The 16,414-nt window shown below is 60.2% G+C and carries 13 protein-coding genes; 2 read left to right on the forward strand and 11 right to left on the reverse strand.

Translation table 11 applies throughout. The annotated features are described in order from the left end of the window. Positions 1 to 4: 4 nt before the first annotated feature. A complete protein-coding gene (locus tag KIH79_RS01870) occupies positions 5 to 994 on the reverse strand; it encodes a nitroreductase family protein (protein ID WP_219057830.1) in 990 nt (329 codons plus the stop codon). Positions 995 to 1,059: 65 nt separating this feature from the next. Then, complete coding sequence (locus KIH79_RS01875; protein ID WP_219057831.1) at positions 1,060 to 2,184, reverse strand: polysaccharide pyruvyl transferase family protein; 1,125 nt, start codon at positions 2,182 to 2,184, stop codon at positions 1,060 to 1,062. A gap of 167 nt (positions 2,185 to 2,351) precedes the next feature. Between KIH79_RS01875 and KIH79_RS01880 the strand changes: the two genes are divergently transcribed. Next, positions 2,352 to 3,329 carry a glycosyltransferase gene (locus tag KIH79_RS01880; protein WP_219057832.1) on the forward strand — a complete coding sequence of 326 codons (978 nt, stop codon included), beginning with the start codon at positions 2,352 to 2,354 and terminating at the stop codon, positions 3,327 to 3,329. 45 nt (positions 3,330 to 3,374) lie between these two features. Here KIH79_RS01880 and KIH79_RS01885 read toward each other — a convergent pair whose 3' ends face one another. The 9 genes from KIH79_RS01885 to KIH79_RS01930 all read right to left on the reverse strand — a co-directional run bounded on the left by KIH79_RS01885 (position 3,375) and on the right by KIH79_RS01930 (position 14,968). Continuing rightward, positions 3,375 to 4,457, reverse strand: a complete 1,083-nt coding sequence (locus KIH79_RS01885; RefSeq protein ID WP_219057833.1) for a glycosyltransferase family 2 protein — start codon at positions 4,455 to 4,457, stop codon at positions 3,375 to 3,377. Positions 4,458 to 4,480: 23 nt separating this feature from the next. Beyond that, positions 4,481 to 5,575: a glycosyltransferase family 2 protein gene (locus KIH79_RS01890; RefSeq protein ID WP_219057834.1), complete on the reverse strand. Its 1,095-nt coding sequence runs from the start codon at positions 5,573 to 5,575 to the stop codon at positions 4,481 to 4,483. Continuing rightward, positions 5,536 to 6,825: a glycosyltransferase family 4 protein gene (locus KIH79_RS01895; RefSeq protein ID WP_420829340.1), complete on the reverse strand. Its 1,290-nt coding sequence runs from the start codon at positions 6,823 to 6,825 to the stop codon at positions 5,536 to 5,538. Before KIH79_RS01895 ends, KIH79_RS01890 begins: the two co-directional genes overlap by 40 nt. A 17-nt stretch (positions 6,826 to 6,842) precedes the next feature. Further along, positions 6,843 to 7,445: a serine acetyltransferase gene (locus KIH79_RS01900; protein ID WP_219057835.1), complete on the reverse strand. Its 603-nt coding sequence runs from the start codon at positions 7,443 to 7,445 to the stop codon at positions 6,843 to 6,845. Further along, positions 7,442 to 8,629 carry a hypothetical protein gene (locus KIH79_RS01905; RefSeq protein ID WP_219057836.1) on the reverse strand — a complete coding sequence of 396 codons (1,188 nt, stop codon included), beginning with the start codon at positions 8,627 to 8,629 and terminating at the stop codon, positions 7,442 to 7,444. The genes KIH79_RS01900 and KIH79_RS01905 overlap by 4 nt, the downstream gene beginning before the upstream one ends. Next, complete coding sequence (locus tag KIH79_RS12735) at positions 8,626 to 10,497, reverse strand: glycosyltransferase (RefSeq protein ID WP_236023530.1); 1,872 nt, start codon at positions 10,495 to 10,497, stop codon at positions 8,626 to 8,628. The genes KIH79_RS01905 and KIH79_RS12735 overlap by 4 nt, the downstream gene beginning before the upstream one ends. Then, a complete protein-coding gene (locus KIH79_RS01920; RefSeq protein ID WP_219057837.1) occupies positions 10,494 to 11,762 on the reverse strand; it encodes a glycosyltransferase in 1,269 nt (422 codons plus the stop codon). The genes KIH79_RS12735 and KIH79_RS01920 overlap by 4 nt, the downstream gene beginning before the upstream one ends. Positions 11,763 to 11,851: 89 nt before the next feature. Then, positions 11,852 to 13,297, reverse strand: coding sequence for a tyrosine-protein kinase domain-containing protein (locus KIH79_RS01925; protein ID WP_219057838.1), 1,446 nt, complete (start codon positions 13,295 to 13,297; stop codon positions 11,852 to 11,854). Positions 13,298 to 13,420: 123 nt separating this feature from the next. Next, positions 13,421 to 14,968, reverse strand: a complete 1,548-nt coding sequence (locus KIH79_RS01930) for a sugar transferase (RefSeq protein WP_338023104.1) — start codon at positions 14,966 to 14,968, stop codon at positions 13,421 to 13,423. A gap of 310 nt (positions 14,969 to 15,278) precedes the next feature. Between KIH79_RS01930 and KIH79_RS01935 the strand changes: the two genes are divergently transcribed. Further along, positions 15,279 to 16,322: a LacI family DNA-binding transcriptional regulator gene (locus KIH79_RS01935; protein WP_219057839.1), complete on the forward strand. Its 1,044-nt coding sequence runs from the start codon at positions 15,279 to 15,281 to the stop codon at positions 16,320 to 16,322. The last annotated feature ends 92 nt before the right edge of the window (positions 16,323 to 16,414 follow it).

A 16,414-nucleotide genomic window follows, 5' to 3' on the forward strand; every position in this document is an offset into this window, starting at 1 on the left:
CAATTCACTTGATGACTGTAGTGATGCGTTCTGCCGAAAAACGGGCGGACCTGCAGACAGTGGATTCTTCGGCGAAATGGCCGACCGCAATATACATAACGGGAACCTCATAGTCGGGCAATCCGATAAGGGGTCTTGTCGCGGTCTCCTTCGCCTTGTCAAACATCGCGTTCAAGGGGCATGCCGCCAATCCGTAATACTCCAATGAGTACAGCAATGACATCGCGAACAGTCCTCCATCGACATACGGTTCGTTACGTTCGGTGTGATTCATGAACGCCCGTAAATCTGATGAAACAAGGACCAACGCCGGTGGCGTCGGATACCCCCTGTACCCGCCTTGTATGTCAAGAAGCCGTTGAATCACTGTTTTGTCGAGAACGATATGGACACGCGTCGGCTGGCGGTTGCACACGGATGGAGTCTTCATGGACAATGCCACGGCCTTCAACAGTTCTTCTGAAGAAACAGGGTGCGAAGAATACTCGCGTACGGCATATCTGCCATGAGCGATCCGCGCGAACGTATCTTGTTCATTGGCAAGTTTCGACTCACGCAGAATCGTTTCGCTTCCCGCAGCCTTATCTTCGCACGAGAGCACTTCGTCCCACAATTCGTTGGAAAACATGGACTGCATGTATGAAAGATCGAACTTCAATGTCTGATGTCTACGCACATATTCATGTAAAGCGGAGAGCGCCATACGATACACTTCATTGCCCTCATAGCGAGGATCATCGCCACGCAGCTGTTCCAACGCAATGGCAAGGCAACGCAACGCGTCCTTGCCGAATCCCGGGCGGAAATCCTTATGACTCAAACCTTTTTCAATTTGGTGCGTATGGAACAGGATCCGCGTCTCCACCTGTCCTGTCCCCACGGAATAGGTGCGTGAATAGAAACGATTGAACCTGTTCGACTGAGAACGGCTTTCCGCCATCAGACGTCGTTTTTCCATGACATCCCAACGAAAATCCAGAACCTTACGAATCATGGAGCTGCTTTTGATCGACATATCCTATTCAGCGCCTCCTCTCTGTCGAATATCCTTCGTATTGCTCACAACGCGTTTACGGACTGTTTCAACCATGCACGTGAACGTTCACGCTGTTTCTCCAGATCATCGCCGATTCGCGCATAGTCGAGTGACGGCATCGTCACATCCGCACCGCCCTCGATGGATGCATCGAGATCAAACAGACGGAACAGCGTCTCCATACGAGAGTTCATTCCGTTGCCCTGCTTAACTCCCTCACGTGCGAACACGCGGAACGGCTTGCCGAACAGCAGGGAAAAGCAGCAGGCGTGGTAGGAGTCCGTGCACACGTACGAAGCCTTGGAGAACAATTCGACGAAATCCTGCGGACCCGCCACGTATGTCGCGGGATCTGACGGATCCAGGATCTTGCGCACCTTGCAGCCATGGGTCTTGGCAAACGCCTCGATGGCAGCACCACGATCTTCCGAGATACCCCCTAGGAAATACGTGAGCACATAACGTTCCCCCTCGGGCACGAAGCCACGTGTGATCGTCCGCCACCGCTCGGCGGGAATCATCAATGTCGGGTCAAGCACCACAGTGGCTTTCCTGCCGGACAGTTCCTCCACCAACTCCTTCGCACGGAATTCACGCACGCCAATCATCGACATGCGTTCCAGCGCCAGACGGAAAATCCCCTCATGCTCCTTCTTGACGTGGTCAACGCCAAAGCTGGCCGCGTAGGATATCACCTGTTCGGACGGCATGAACATTCCCAGACGGATCTTCAGATCGCCTTGCGACAGACAACGGTCATTCCATATCTGATCAGAACCAAGCACTATCTTGTCAAGATTCTTCCCGTTGGCGGAAAGCCCTCTGGCCTGAGAGATCGTCACCGGCGACCGGCCAATGTACCGCGCAGTGAATCTGAGCTCCTCCCACCTTCTGCGGTACTCCAGCTTGGCTGGATTCGGCACATGTCCCAGCACCGCCTTCTTCGCTTCCGACAGAGTTCTCCGCGCGCTTATCTTCGCGAGGGAACTGGCATCCGCCGCGTCCAGATAATGCTGGATCGTCGTCGCTGTGCCGTAGTCGGACAACAGCATCTCCAATGCGTAGTTCTGAAGGCGGTTGCCGTAGTTGCTCGCGGTATCATTGATGGTCACGATGCCGTATCGTTTCGCGGAAGCACTTGAAGCCATAGGATTCTTCCTTATCTCACAAACCAAGGAATGGATCGAATGCTGTCTCCAATATATCGAATGCCTTCTACCACATCGCCGCGCATTCCCCTGGCAACACGTCCATACCACCGTTAACGATTGGAGCATAAAGAAAGCCCGGTTTCGCTTGTCGGAGGAAATCGCCCATGCAACAGTCACCGTTGGCATCGATCATCGTCCCCGTGTACAACGTCGAACGGTATCTGGATGAGTGCATCTCCAGCATCGTCGATCAGACATACCGCAACCTAGACATCATCATCGTCGATGACGTCTCCCCCGACCGTTGCCCCGAACTGTGCGACCGATGGGAGGAAAAGGACAAACGCATTCGCGTCATCCATCGCGAACGCAACGGAGGTCTCTCCGCAGCCCGCAACAGCGGCATCGACGCGAGGAGAGGCGAATACGTCTCCTTCGTGGACAGCGACGACGTCATCGCGCCGAAGATGATCGAGACACTGGTGAATGATGCCCTTGCCTATGATGCGGACATCGTGTCCTGCGGAGCCGATAAGGTATCCGAGGATCTCAAGACCGTCATCGCCCCGATGGCGCCGGCGACCCGAACGTTCACCGGAGAACAGGCCTTGGACGAGTTCCTCTACTGCACCGGAACCATTCTGGACTGCGCGTGGGGCAAACTGTACCGATCAGCACTGTTGGACAAATCCGATACTCTTCGATTCCCTATAGGACTCAGCAGCGAAGACTACTATTTCAATGCCATGGCTTTCCATCTTTCACGCCGCGTATATGCCGAAGGCCAAACTCTGTACCAGTACCGTATGCGTCCGGGATCCATTACCAACAGTACCTTCTCATCGCATTCCTTTGACCGTATCGCCATCGGCGAGTTGATTATCGGTCAGCTCCACGCATTGGGCTACGCCAATACCGCAGGCATGAGCTATTACCGCATGCAGAAGCATTACGATGTACTGTTCTCGATGGTACAGTCGCATCGTCCCAAAGCCCAGATCGGCAAATACGCTGCGCAGCTACGAAAAGCCGCCCGACCCGTCTACCGTGACGAGAAAGTGTCATTGGCCCGTAAGGCACGCATCTTCTGTTTCAGCCACTGGCCAAGCTTCTATTACACCCTGAACCAAATGTTCCGCTAACCCGTGCTGGCGGGATGAACCCATCCCGCCAGCACCGCACACGGTTCATCCTCGTCTTATAGCGTCGATAAGCAGCAACGGTTTTTCCATATGAAAACGCATCAGCATCCACCGTACACTAGTGCACTTCGGCAAAGGCATATCCCGTACGCTCGGGGCATATTGCCGCACATATGACTTCACATGATTGATTTCCGCATCGTTTGCATCGTTGCGGCGCAACAGGTCATAATAACAGGCAATCAACATGTTAAAGCCGTTGATGATGGCATCCCGCCTTACGGCATCGGGAAGCTCAGTCCCATTGATAAATACGAGACGTTCCATGCTGTTCTCCGCAGCTGCCAACGTCAGGCGTTTGCCCGACGAATTGGTGGCCAAGGAACGACGGTACCGGTAGGAGTACAGCGTATTGGGCAGCTTCACGACCTTGGTACTGTTGGCAATTATTTTGTACATAGTAGCGGCGTCTTCAAATACCCGCCCTCTCGGAAAACGCGTTTTGGGACTGTTCCATAGTTCTCGTTTGATCAGATAAATCCAAGGAAATGATTCCATGCGATTATGAAATATCTGGTCGACGGCTTCATCTCTCGTGAGCACGAACAACGAATCATATCGGTTATGCGGTGAATCATACTGATAGGGATTCCCGTTTTCGTCGATCCAGCGGAAACGCCCCGTGACGATATCGCACCCATACTCCCATGCTGCATTCATAGCGGTCTCGACATATGTCGTTTCAGGTATGTCATCAGGATCGATACACAGCACGAACTCACCTCTGGCGGCATCTAAGCCAATATTTCGCGCTGCCCCCACTCCTCCATTAGCAACATGATGGACAACGATTCTTGCGTCCTTCCTGGCGTATTCGTCACAAATCTCGCCACAACGATCCGGAGATCCGTCATCAATGAGTATGATTTCCAAATGGGAATATGTCTGATTGCAGACATTGTCGAGACATGCAGGCAGAAACCGTTCCACACCATAAATCGGGATGACGATGGAGACCAATGGAAAGGGGACGTTACACTGTTTTGACATAAGGCATCCTAAAACCGCACTTTGCGGTTGATAAAAAAAATCGACATGCTTTATCATAAAGGGCGATAGATAATTCATATGGGATCAACGATTGTCCTTCCTCACCGACGTAAGCGTTTCAAAGCGGCGATCAGCCATCCGTAACAATGGGATGCCGCAACATTGCGAAGACACATCGCTATCAACCTATTGCGCACTCCAACCGGCCTGACCCGGCGCACAAAACCATATACCGTCTCATCGGATACGATCATGCGAACCTGTTCACGCCGGCAACGACCGTTCTGAGAACGATCCTCATACAGGAAGTTCAAGCATAATCCGATACCACTCAGGAACAAGTTGTCGAACGTATCGGAAAACGATGGATTCCATCGGGAGACGATAGGAGCCACATGCTTCCACACCGCCTTGCGGCTGGCGAATAGAGCTGGCTGATAACGGCTGGCGGCGCTTCCGGAACGCACCATATAATGATAGAGGCGCTCCGGCACCATGCTCACGCGTTCAGCCGCCGCATACAACGGGAAATCAAAGTACGAATCCTCATCAGCCACCACGCCTACGGGAAAATGCGCTCCTGTTCCACGCACAAAATCCGTGCGGAACAACTTGTTCCATGATGGATATGCAAAACGCTCCGCAGCGAGTCCAGCAAACCTCATCGCGAATGCCGCATTGTCGGCAAACGTCAAATCATACGGGCGAGTGCTATCTACTGTCAGCGACGAACCATCCGGCATCTGCATATTCGTCTCATACCCGCAAAATACGATTTGCGCATCATCGGCCGTGGCACGTGCAACCAACACCTCGATCAGATTCGGTTCCGCATAGTCGTCGGCGTCCATGAAATACAGATAGTCACCATGCGACTCTTCGATGCCGCGATTGCGCGCAGCAGATACGCCGGCGTTGCTCTGGTGAATCACTGTGATGCGATTATCCTTCATCGCCCATGCGTCGCATATCGCCGGGCAACCGTCCGGCGATCCGTCATCGACGAGGATGATCTCCAGATTGCGATACGTCTGGTTCACGATGCTGGCCACGCATCGACCCAGATACCGTTCCACTGCATACACCGGCACGATGACAGACACCAACGGCTGATACTTGATCATGATTTGCTCCTGCATATTATGCGCATGCGCATTCAGCACACTGATGAGGCCATTGTCAGCAATCGTTGCCATTGTTCGACGATCGTTGCCATATCGAACTTTTCCGCATCGTCCAATGTCTGAGCACTGTATTTGACGCGCCGTTCCTCATCGTCGATCAGCAGGTCTATCCGACCGGCCATGTCGGCGATGTCGCCGGGGGCGACCAGTTCGCCGTTCACGCCGTCGGCCACGATCTCGGCGGGGCCGGTTTCGCAGTCGAAGCTGACGATGGGCAGCTTGTGGGCTTTGGCCTCGAGCAGTACCATCGGCAATCCCTCGAAACGGGACGTCATGACGAACATGGCGGCTTGACGGTAGTAGTCGGCCATATTGTCGACGCGGCCTTTGAGGATGAGCTGTTTGCCGATGCCGGCTTGAGCGATCTTCTCCTCCAGCATCGGACGGTCTTCGCCCTCGCCGAGTATCAGCCACCGCCAGTCGGGATGTTGGGGCAGGACTCGTGCGGCGATGTCCACCAGCATGTCGAAGCCCTTTTGGTAGGTGAGGCGACCGGAGCTGATGATGGTGCGGGAGTCCGCGTCGTACACCGGTTCGGGCGTGATCCGCTGCATCGGATTGGGAATGGCGATGACCGGACACTTGGGATGCGCGTTGTCCTCATACAGTTTTTTGTCCGCTTCGGTGAGCGTGACGATGGCGTCCGCCTTGCGGGCGGCCCAGCGGCGGGTGAGCCTGCGATAGGGCACGCCGGGGTTCTGGTGGTAGTTGAAATGCTCCCACGAAATGACCTTGACGCCGGTGGCTCGTTTGAGCGGCAACGAATACATGTCGAGTATGCCGTCGATGTCGACGAGGATATCAACATGCTGCTGCCTGACGATGCGCTTGAGGCGGCGGACCGTGTCGAAGTAGTGCTGGATGCCGTGGGTGACGGTCGGGTAGATCGTGTGGCGGGCGATGCGCGGGTCGATCGGGAAGAACGGCTTCGGGTTCTCTTCAAACAGGCTGATGAAGCTGAGCTTCAAAGGTAGTTGAGCGTACGCTCCCCCAGTCATGCTACGCATGACAGCCCGTCCTGCAATTCCGGACGCGCTACGCGCGGCATTGTCTGACTCGCTGTCGCTCGTTCCTCGCCTAAAAACACCTCCGGCGTTTTCTTTGCGGCTCGGCCCAGCCGAGGGGGCCGAGGCTCCGCCAGCTTCCTGATTGCTTGTCTCAGGCAGCAAGGCTTCAGACACTAGGGCGTTGGCGAGCATGATGGAGACATTTTCGGTGCCGCCGGAGCGGGTGATGTCGCCGGAGAAAAAGGCGACGTGCAGAGGCTGCCGGGAGCCGGTCATCGGATTCCTCCTTCCGCTACGGAGTACTCTTCGTCAGGAACCAGTTCCGGGACGAGATTGTGGCAATAGCCCTGCGTCGCGTTCTCGCGATGGATGATGCGGGCCGGATTGCCTACGACGATGCTGTGGTCGGGCACGTCGAAGTTCACATACGCGTTCGGCGCGATGAGCACATCGTTGCCGATGCGGATGCCGCCGACCACGACCGCGTTGGAACCGAACCACACGCGGTTGCCGATCCGCGGCACACCGGCGCGACGGCCGCGATTTTCCTGTCCGATCACCACGCCGGGACTCAGGTTCACGTTGCTGCCAAGTCGGGTCTCGCCGTTCACGATCACCGTGCCGCGATGTCCGATGAACAGTCCGGTGTCAATGCGAGCGCCGTATCCGATCTGGAAACCGGTCTTTTTGGACAGTCTCAACAACCGAAATCGATACCATACATGCAGCAATCCGCTGCGATGAGCTTGAGCCTTGCGCAGCAACGACGTGAACCTGAACCCTTCCTGAATCATGCGCGTGTTCAGCATGTCCTTGCGAGAGGACGCCGCGGCATAGCGGAAACAGTCTGAACGAATCAGCTCAGCGGTGTTCATGAGTCGAGTCCTTTCACAAGCAACCGTTCCTCCTGCGTGAGCGGCACTTTCTGGTACCGGTTGAGCACGAGCAGGTGCAACACCGGGAACGTGGCGGCCTCATGGCGGGTCCACGAGCCGAAATCCGGTTCGAAGATGAACGAGCCAAGCGCATAGCCAAGGAACACGCACAAGGCGAGGAACAGCGTGGGATCGTTGATCCTGTTGATCTGGCGCAGCAGATTCACCATGTATGCGGTCACCATGCACTGGAACACGAAGAACGGGAGATAATACACGCCGCGCATGGCCAGTTCGATCGGAATCATCATGCGGAACGCGTTGATGACGTAGTTGACCATGAACAGTGGCAAACCGTCGCCGGGAATCAGGTTAAGTATCAGTGTCGCCGAATCGGCGCTGTCGCCGAACGCAATGTCGTATCCGGCACGCAGATCCATGATCTGCCGATACTCATCCGGCATGATGCGCTGCGCAGTCATCATCATCGCATAGATCACTGCGAACAGCAGCGCGATGATGATCAGCATAGAGCCGACGCCCAGCTGCTGCCGACTGTGGAAGAGCGCGAGGATCACATACACGGCGAGGATCAGCGCGGCGATCATCACGTAGTATTCGCGGAAGAACGTGCTTTCGTAATACAGCACACCGCAGCTGAGCAGGATCTTCACCAGCGAGTTGTCGATCGGCAACAGCAGTATCATGTACACGGCGAGGAAGAACGAGAACTGGATGATATCCTTGCCGATCGTGAAAATGTAGATATTGAGCAGTCCCACGGTCGCGAGGACGAACAGTGACTGCAGGAAGTCGGGCGCGTCGGCGCGGATGATCATGAGCACCGCCAGTGCCGTGAAGATGATGCCCAGGCAGATCGACCAGTCAACCATCGTCTCCAGAGCGAAGAAGTTGACGCTGCGGAACAGGTCGGCGGCGACCTCATAGCTACCGCCCCACGCTTGCATAAAACCGTTGCCGGTGACCTGCCCAAGAATGCGGTTGTTGTCGTAAAAATACTTCGGCGGCAACACATACGCCACCATGATCTTGGCGGCGATCATCACCGGCACAACGAGTGCGAGGAGCGTGTTCTTGTTGCGCGTCTCGAGGGCGAACCTGCGCCGGCGACGCTCCGTGCGGGTCATGCCGCGAATGGCGGCGGGGGTCATCGTGGCGCTCATCGACGGCTCGTTTCTGCATGGGCGGACGGATTGGCCGCCGACGAACGCACGCCCCGAGACGCGGAACCGCGTTCAGCCTTGGCCAGTTCGTCCAGATAGAATCGCTGCAGCCATTCGGCGTTGGCCGTGATGTCGAAGCCGGCCTTGGTGACCAGTTCCGGACCACGCTCGCGCTTGGCCGCGTACGCGGCACCGTCACCGGCAACGGTCACACAGCTCCCGTAATACGATTCCGCCTGCGCGAGAATGCGCTTCGCCCACTCTTCGGGAGCGGCGTCCAACGCCACGACCTGCACGTTGCCAGTGACGTCGCACTGGACCGGCACACGGTCGGAGATCGTGCATGGCAGGCCGGCGGCCTGCGCCTCGATCATGGTGACGGGCAGTCCCTCGAACAGGCTGGGCAACACGAACGCGTCCATGCCCTGCATGATGCGGTTCACATCCGAGCGCACGCCGAGGAACCGCACCGCGTCGTCGAGACCGAGCGAGGCGACCTTCTCCCGCATGCGATTCTTCAGTTCGTCGTTCAGTTCGCCGCCGCCGACCAGCCACAGTTCGCTGTTCGGGCGGATCCTGTGCAGCGCGGCGAAGATGTCGATGAGGAACTCGTGGTTCTTCTGCGGGAAGAACCGACCAACATGGCCGAGCACGAACGTGTCGGAGCCCGCTCCGAATTCGGCGCGCACTTTAGCGGCGACCGCCGGATCGTACCGGTAGAGCGACGTGTCGATGGCGTTGCGCTGCTGGATGACGCGGCCACGGTTCTTCGCGCCGAACAGCCAGTCGCCCGCCTCCTCGCCGCATGCGAACATGTGCGTCACGTAGCGTGGCAGGCGCAGGCGGAAGTATTCGCGGAACACGGATTTCACGTCGAATCCGACGGGCCGGTTGTGCGCGTGGGCGATGCGCACGGGCACGCCGAGCTTGGCCGCCTCGCGCAGGCCGAAGTAGCTGCGCTCCTCCAGGTTGGAATGAACGATCCGATACTCGGAATGCGCCTTGAGGAACGAGCGGATCTCCTTCTTGTACCGGCCGAAATACTGCGGGTACATTGGGCACATGCGGTACACGCGCCCGCCGAGCGCCTCGATCTCGTCCTCGTAGGCGGCGCGGTAGTCGCGGTTGACAAGGAAGTCGTAGGTGACCTTGCCGCGATCCATGTGGCGCAGGTAGTTCATCATCATGGTTTCGGCGCCGCCGCGGTCCATGACCGTGTCGAGCACGAGCACTCGGGTGGGGCTCTGTGCCGCGGAAGACACGGAAGACACGGGAGTCGGCGTCGCGGGGGAATCCTCGGAAGAAGCCGCGGCAACGGCTGAGACGGCAGGATCGACGGCACCGGGCGTCGTCCCCGCCGACTGAGCCGCACGCACCGGGTCGATGCGCAGCGTGGTTTCCGCGCGCACCACGGATCCGGACGGGATGTCGCCGCTGATGACGCATCCGGCGCCGATCACGCAGTTGTCGCCGATGTTCGCGCCCTTGAGGATGGTCACGTTGGAGCCGATCCAGCAGTGCGAGCCGATATGCACCGGCGCGGTCGAATATCCCTGCTCCTTGATGGCGAGCGTCGGGTCGGCGAAGCGGTGGTTATGATCGTAGATGCGCACGTTTTCGCCGAAAATCGTCTCGCTGCCGATGGTGATGGATTCCATCGCGTGCACGGCGCACCCGTTGTTGAAGAACACGTTGTCGCCGATCACGATGTCGCCGGTGCGGCCGCCGCCCGCGCGGTCGCAGGTTGCCTGAAAGCCCTTACGCATGTGGAAGTTGCGCCCCCAGCGCATGTGCCGACCGTACACGAGCTTGTACAGTGCCTTGAGCAGCAGTCCGGTGAAGTGGTACCAAAGCTTGAACAGGATCATCGCAGGTCCTTTCCGTCGTTCGCCGTATCAGCCTCATCCACAGCGTCGCCGTCAACGGCAACGTCGGCTCCGCCAGCCGCAACGTCACCGCCGTCAGCCGCAGCCTTCCCCAGATAATGCGCGCTGATCGTGTCCAGCATCCGGTCCACGGTGAACCGGTCGAGATACGTCCGCCGCACCTGTTCCTTCGGCAGCGGGTGGTCGATCAGGTCGACCACCACGCCAGCGCCGACGTCGGGGTCGCCGACGGGGAACAGCATGCCGTTGACCATCGGCTGCACGATCTCGTCGTTGCCGGCCGTGTCGGTCGCGGCGATCTGCACGCCGGCGCGCAGCGCTTCGACCAGCGAATACGGCATGCCTTCGTACAGCGACGTGAGCAGGTACACGTCGAACGCGGCGACGATGCGCTCGGCGTCCGTGCGGTATCCGGCGAAATGCACGCGGTCGGCAATGCCGTGCGCCGCGCAGTAGTGTTTCATCTCGTCCTCGAACGGGCCGTCGCCCACGTACACGACGTGCGTGTCCGGACGCAGCGCGATCACCCGGCGCACCACGCCGAGCGACGTCATCGGATCCTTCTGCTCGACCAGCCGCGCGGTCACGCCCACCACGGGAGCCCCGTCCGGAATCACGCCGGCCAGCCCCAGCGCCGCAAGCGCCTCGGCGCGCGACGGTACCGGCTCGTCGGCGATGCCGTTGTACACGACTTCGAACTTGTCCGGGCGGTCGACGTGCTTGGCGAGCGCCGCGTCCCGCTCCCCCGACGACACGTTGAACGTCGTGTCGGTGATGCGCCGGCTCATCCAGCGTTCCAGCGCGACGAACACGAGATGCTTGGACCCGCTGAATTCGGGTGCCTGGAACGAGTAGGCGTGCGGCGTGTAGAACACGCGCCTGACACCGCAGAACCGGCCGCACAGGGCCACGGCGGCGCGGCCGATCACGCCGGCCTTGGAACTGTGGCAGTGGACGACGTCGGGGCGGAATTCGCGCATGACGCGCGCCACGGTCAGCACCGCCCGCATTTCATGCTTCGGGCTGATGTCGCGCACGAGGTCGGCGCACGGGATCATGCGCGCGCGTTCCGACATGCTGGGCAGTGCGGCGCGATAGTAGTCGTCGATGCGCGACGTGCCGTAGACCACGGTCACGTCGAAGCGCTCCGGGTCAAGCCCGTTGACGAGGTCGACCACGTGCCGTCCGCAGCCACCCATGGCCTCCTGGATGAGCAGCACGCGCGTGCGCGCCGCGTTTCGGTTCATGTCCCGACCCATATCCCGCCGGCCCATGCCTCGGCTTGCATCCCGGCCTCGGCCCGTGCGGCCCATGCTCCGCCACGCACTCAGCCGGCTCATGACTGGTCCTTGCCGAACGACGGCAGTTCGAGACCCTTATGTCCCTTGTTCCTGCCGGAGTAGCCGTAGTGGTAGTAGTAATCGTCGCCGCCCTTGCGCGCCTGCATCTGGTTGAACACCGAGCCGACCACGGTCACGTCGATCATGGCGAGCTCTTGCACCGCGTCCTTGAGCTGGCGCTTGATGGTCACGCCCTGGCTGGCGACGAGCAGCAGACGCGCGCCGTCCTTGGCGAACACGGCGGCGTCGTTGGCGACGCGCAGCGGCGTGGTGTCGATGATGATGTGGTCGTAGAGTCCGGAGATCTTGTCGAGCAGCGTTTTCATGGCGTTCGAGTTGATGAGGATGCTTGGATTGGTGGTCTGCTCGCCGGCCGGCAGCACGTGCAGGTTCGGCTTCCAGTACTGCTGGATGGCGTCGGAGGAGGACGCCTGCCCGGTGAGCAGGTGGCTGAGTCCCACGGTGCCGTCGAGTCCGAGCTGCTTGGCGACGGACGGCTTGCGCAGGTCGGTGTCGATGAGCAGCACCTTGGCGCCGTTCTCGGCGAGCGCCGCGGCGAGGTTGACGGCGATGGTGGTTTTGCCTTCGTTGGCGCCGCTGGAGGTGACGACGATCACGTTGGAGCGGTTGGTGCGGTCAGGCGAGACGAACGACAGGTTGATCGCGAGTCGGCGGATGCTTTCGGAGGCGTTGCCGGAGGGGTTGGCGACCACGACGGGCTTGCCGGCGCGGAATTCGGCGTCCTTCATGACGGTGCCGAGCACGGGCGCGTCGGCGATGCGCTGCAGGTCGGCCATTTGGCGCAGGCGGCTGTCGAGCACTTCGATGGTCATGCCGACGCAGGCTGCCGCCACGAGCGCGATGAGCGCCATTTTGAACATGAACGACCTGACGTTGGGCGAGCTGGGTTCGCCGGGCGCGGTGGCCTCCTTGACGACGGACAGGTTGAGGTAGCTGAGCACGTACGTTTTCTCGGAGCTGTACGAGTCGTCGGACAGCTGAGTCTTGAGGCTTTCGCCGACCGCGTTGGCGATGTCGGCGGCGCGCTGCGCGTCGGTGTCGTTCACCGCGATGTTCACGAAGTACGAGGACGACGTGCCGATGGCGATGTTCGCGGCGAGCGCGGTCGCGGTCGTGTCGAGGCCGAGCTGGTCGATGACCGGGTCGAGCACGGCCGGCGTGGTGACAAGTGTGGGCAGCGTGCCGAGCATGGAGGTCACGTAGTCGGATTCGGATTGGATCTGCGCGAAGCCGGGCTTGGACGTCTCCTCGCCGGAGCTGCTCACGTTGTGGTTGAAGCTGGCAAACATTTGCGCGGTGGCCGTGTACTGGGGCGTCTGGCGGCTGACGTAGACGAAGCCGCCGGCCAGCACGACGAGCAGCACCACGAGTTCCGCGACGAGATGCTTCTTCAGCGTTTGGAGGATGTCTGCGATGGTCACTTGCTGTTCCTTACTGTTGCGGGTTCCGTGTTGCATGTCGTTGGTGTGGGGAAGGTCGTTGGGGCCGTTGCTGTCACGGCGCGGATTGGATGGGTCGGTGAATGACGTGCGATGCGGTGCGGGCTAGTACGCTCCCCGTTGCATGGCGACCGCCGATACGGTGCGCAGCATGAGCACGATGTCGCCGACGATCGACCAGTTCTGCACGTAAGAGACGTCGAGCCGCTCGCTTTCCTCCGCGCTCAGGTCGGAACGGCCGGAGACCTGCCATGGGCCGGTGATGCCGGGCTTGACGAGCATGCGCGTGGCGTAGATCTGGTTGTAGCGTTCGTGTTCCTCGGGCAGCGGCGGCCGCGGGCCGACGATGGACATGTCGCCGCGCAGCACGTTGATGAACTGGGGCAGTTCGTCGATGGAGAACCGTCGGATGAACTTGCCGACGGGGGTGATGCGCGGATCGTCCTTCATTTTGAAGATGAACCGGCCTTCCTGGCCGCTGTCTTTGGCGAGCTGCGCCTTGAGCGCGTCCGCATTGACGACCATGGAACGGAATTTGATCATGTCGAACGGTTCGCCTCTGAGCCCGATGCGCCGCTGCGTGTAGAACACGGGGCCGCCGTCGGTGAGCTTGATGGCGATGGCCACGGGAACGGTGACGATCGCGGAGGCGACGAGCGCGATGACGGAAAGCGCCACGTCGAAGACGCGCTTGACGATGCGCGTACCTGCCGAGTATTGGGGCAGGCGCAGGGTGAGGATGGTGGTGTCCTGCATGGAGCGGATCTGCGTTTCGTGTCCGGCGGCGTCGGCCGCGGAGGTGATGAGCGCGACCTCCATGCCCATGGATTCCATGCGCACGGAGAACGTGTTGAACGCGTCGGAGAAGCGGTGCAATACGTCGCAGACCATGACGGTCTGTACGCCGGCTTCCGCGAGTTTGCCGGTGAAGCGGGCGGGCGCGTATTCGACGACGGCGATCGGGGTTCCGTTCGAAGTAAAGTCCGCCGCGCCGCACGACCGGTCGGCTTCGATGCGCCGATCGCGTGCGTTCCAGCGGATGGGGCATACGACGACGGGATGATAGCTGAGCTGCTGGCGCTGCCCAAGGAAGTCGAGCGTGTCGCGGATGCCCTCGGGCGAGCCGACCACGGCGGTGGCGTAGGAGAACATGCGCCGGTTGCGCGTGCGCACAACGACTGGCCGCAGCGCCATGCGTTCGATCATGGTGAGCACCACGCCGAGCGCCAGCGCGAGGTTGAGGCCGGCCAGCGCGAGGTCGAGGTCGGCGACGAAGCTGAACGCGCACTGGATGAACCAGCAGATGATGCCGGCCTTGAGGATCATGACGTTGACCTGATAGCCGTCGCCCATGACGTGCCGGTGGTAGATGCCGGCGACGGACAGGCTGACCACCCACATGACGGCCGAGCACAGCACGCCGACGATCATGGGCATGAGCCAGTTGATGCGCGCGGCGTTGAGGTCGCGCAGATCGTCGCGGAACAGCTGCACGGCGAGCACGGCGATGACGAACATGAGCGCGTCGGCGGCCATGAACATGACGTTCACCACGGAACGCCAGTACATGGTGCGCGCAAGACGCTGCTGGGCCGCATCCACGAACCTGTCGGCGATGCCGGCCGCGTATCGAACCGGTTTGTCGGCAGTCACTTCGAGCACCTTCCTCTCTGTTCACCGCATACCCCGCACTACCTCAAGAGGAAGGGGCCCATCCATGCTATCGGGAGCCCTACACGCGCGCGATAGCAGCGTGTCGCGACAGAAACGCCGCATTGCCATCATTTTCAGCATTTCATTTTGTGAAACGTGTCACGTTTTCGCATTGCAAGGCGAATACGTTTGCATCATCCGCGCCGCATGGAACAGACATCCTCAACTCACGCGCACGCTCACGCGACACGCACCGAGATCACACCGACGCGCCCCCGTAATCGAACATCATCGGTGTATCGTTTGACCTATGACGACGATGAAGGAAATCGCGAAACAAACCGGCGTTTCGGTATCCACCGTGTCCCTCGTGCTCAACCATCGCGACGAGGGCCGCGTCAAATCGGAAATCGCCGCGACGATCCGCGAGACGGCGGCGCGACTCGGCTACAAGTCGAACCCGCTCGCGCGCTCGCTGCGCACCGGCAAGACGCGCATCCTCGGCTTCGTCAGCGAGCAGATCGCCACCACGCCGTACGCGGGCGGCATCATTCTCGGTGCGCAGGACGCGGCCAGCGCGCTCGGCTACATGCTGCTCACCGTCAACACGGAGGGCCGCGCGAACGAGGACAGCGAGATCGCCGCGCTCAAGCGCTACGGCGTGGACGGGTTCATGTACGCGAAGATGTCCAACCGGTACACCGACGTGCCGGACGTGCTGCGCGACTATCCGCTGGTGCTCGTGGACGCCACCGACCGGGAGGGTTCCTACCCGAGCATCGAGCCGGACGAGTTCCGCATCGCGTACGACGCGACGTCCCGGCTCGTCAGGGCCGGCTGCGAGCGCATCGCATACGTCGGGTGCGCGGAGACCATGCTCGCGCAGGAGGGGCGTCTGGCGGGATATCGCCGCGCGCTCGAGGACGCGGGACGCACATACGACGAATCGCTGGTGACGAACGTGTTCAACAACGGGCCGGCGTTGCAGGCGGTGAGCGACCTGTTCGACCGGAAGCGGCCGGACGGGTTCTTCTGCTTCAACGATGCGCGCGCATGGTACGTGTACGAGTGCGCGGCCCGACACGGGCTGACCGTCGGACGCGACATCTCCGTGGTCGGCGTGGACAATCACCGCGTGTTCGCGGAGACGTTCTATCCGCAGCTGACGACGGTCGAGCTTCCGCATTACGAGATGGGCTACTGGTCGACGATGAAGCTGGTGTCGATGATCGAGGACCGCGACCTCGCGGATTTCACCCCGCCGACGACCACCGCCCCCCTGCCGCCGCTGGATACGCCGGCGCCTGCGAAGATCCACTGCACGCTGATCGAGAAGGGGTCCGTGCGAGACTGACGCACGGCATCGACGGTCGTCAACTGCCGGCTTTGGCGACGCGCGATGCCGGCATCGGCCGCACGTATCGCTCGTCGGCATTGCGCAATCCC

It is taken from the genome of Bifidobacterium miconis (genome assembly GCF_019331735.1).
Classification (GTDB): domain Bacteria; phylum Actinomycetota; class Actinomycetes; order Actinomycetales; family Bifidobacteriaceae; genus Bifidobacterium; species Bifidobacterium miconis.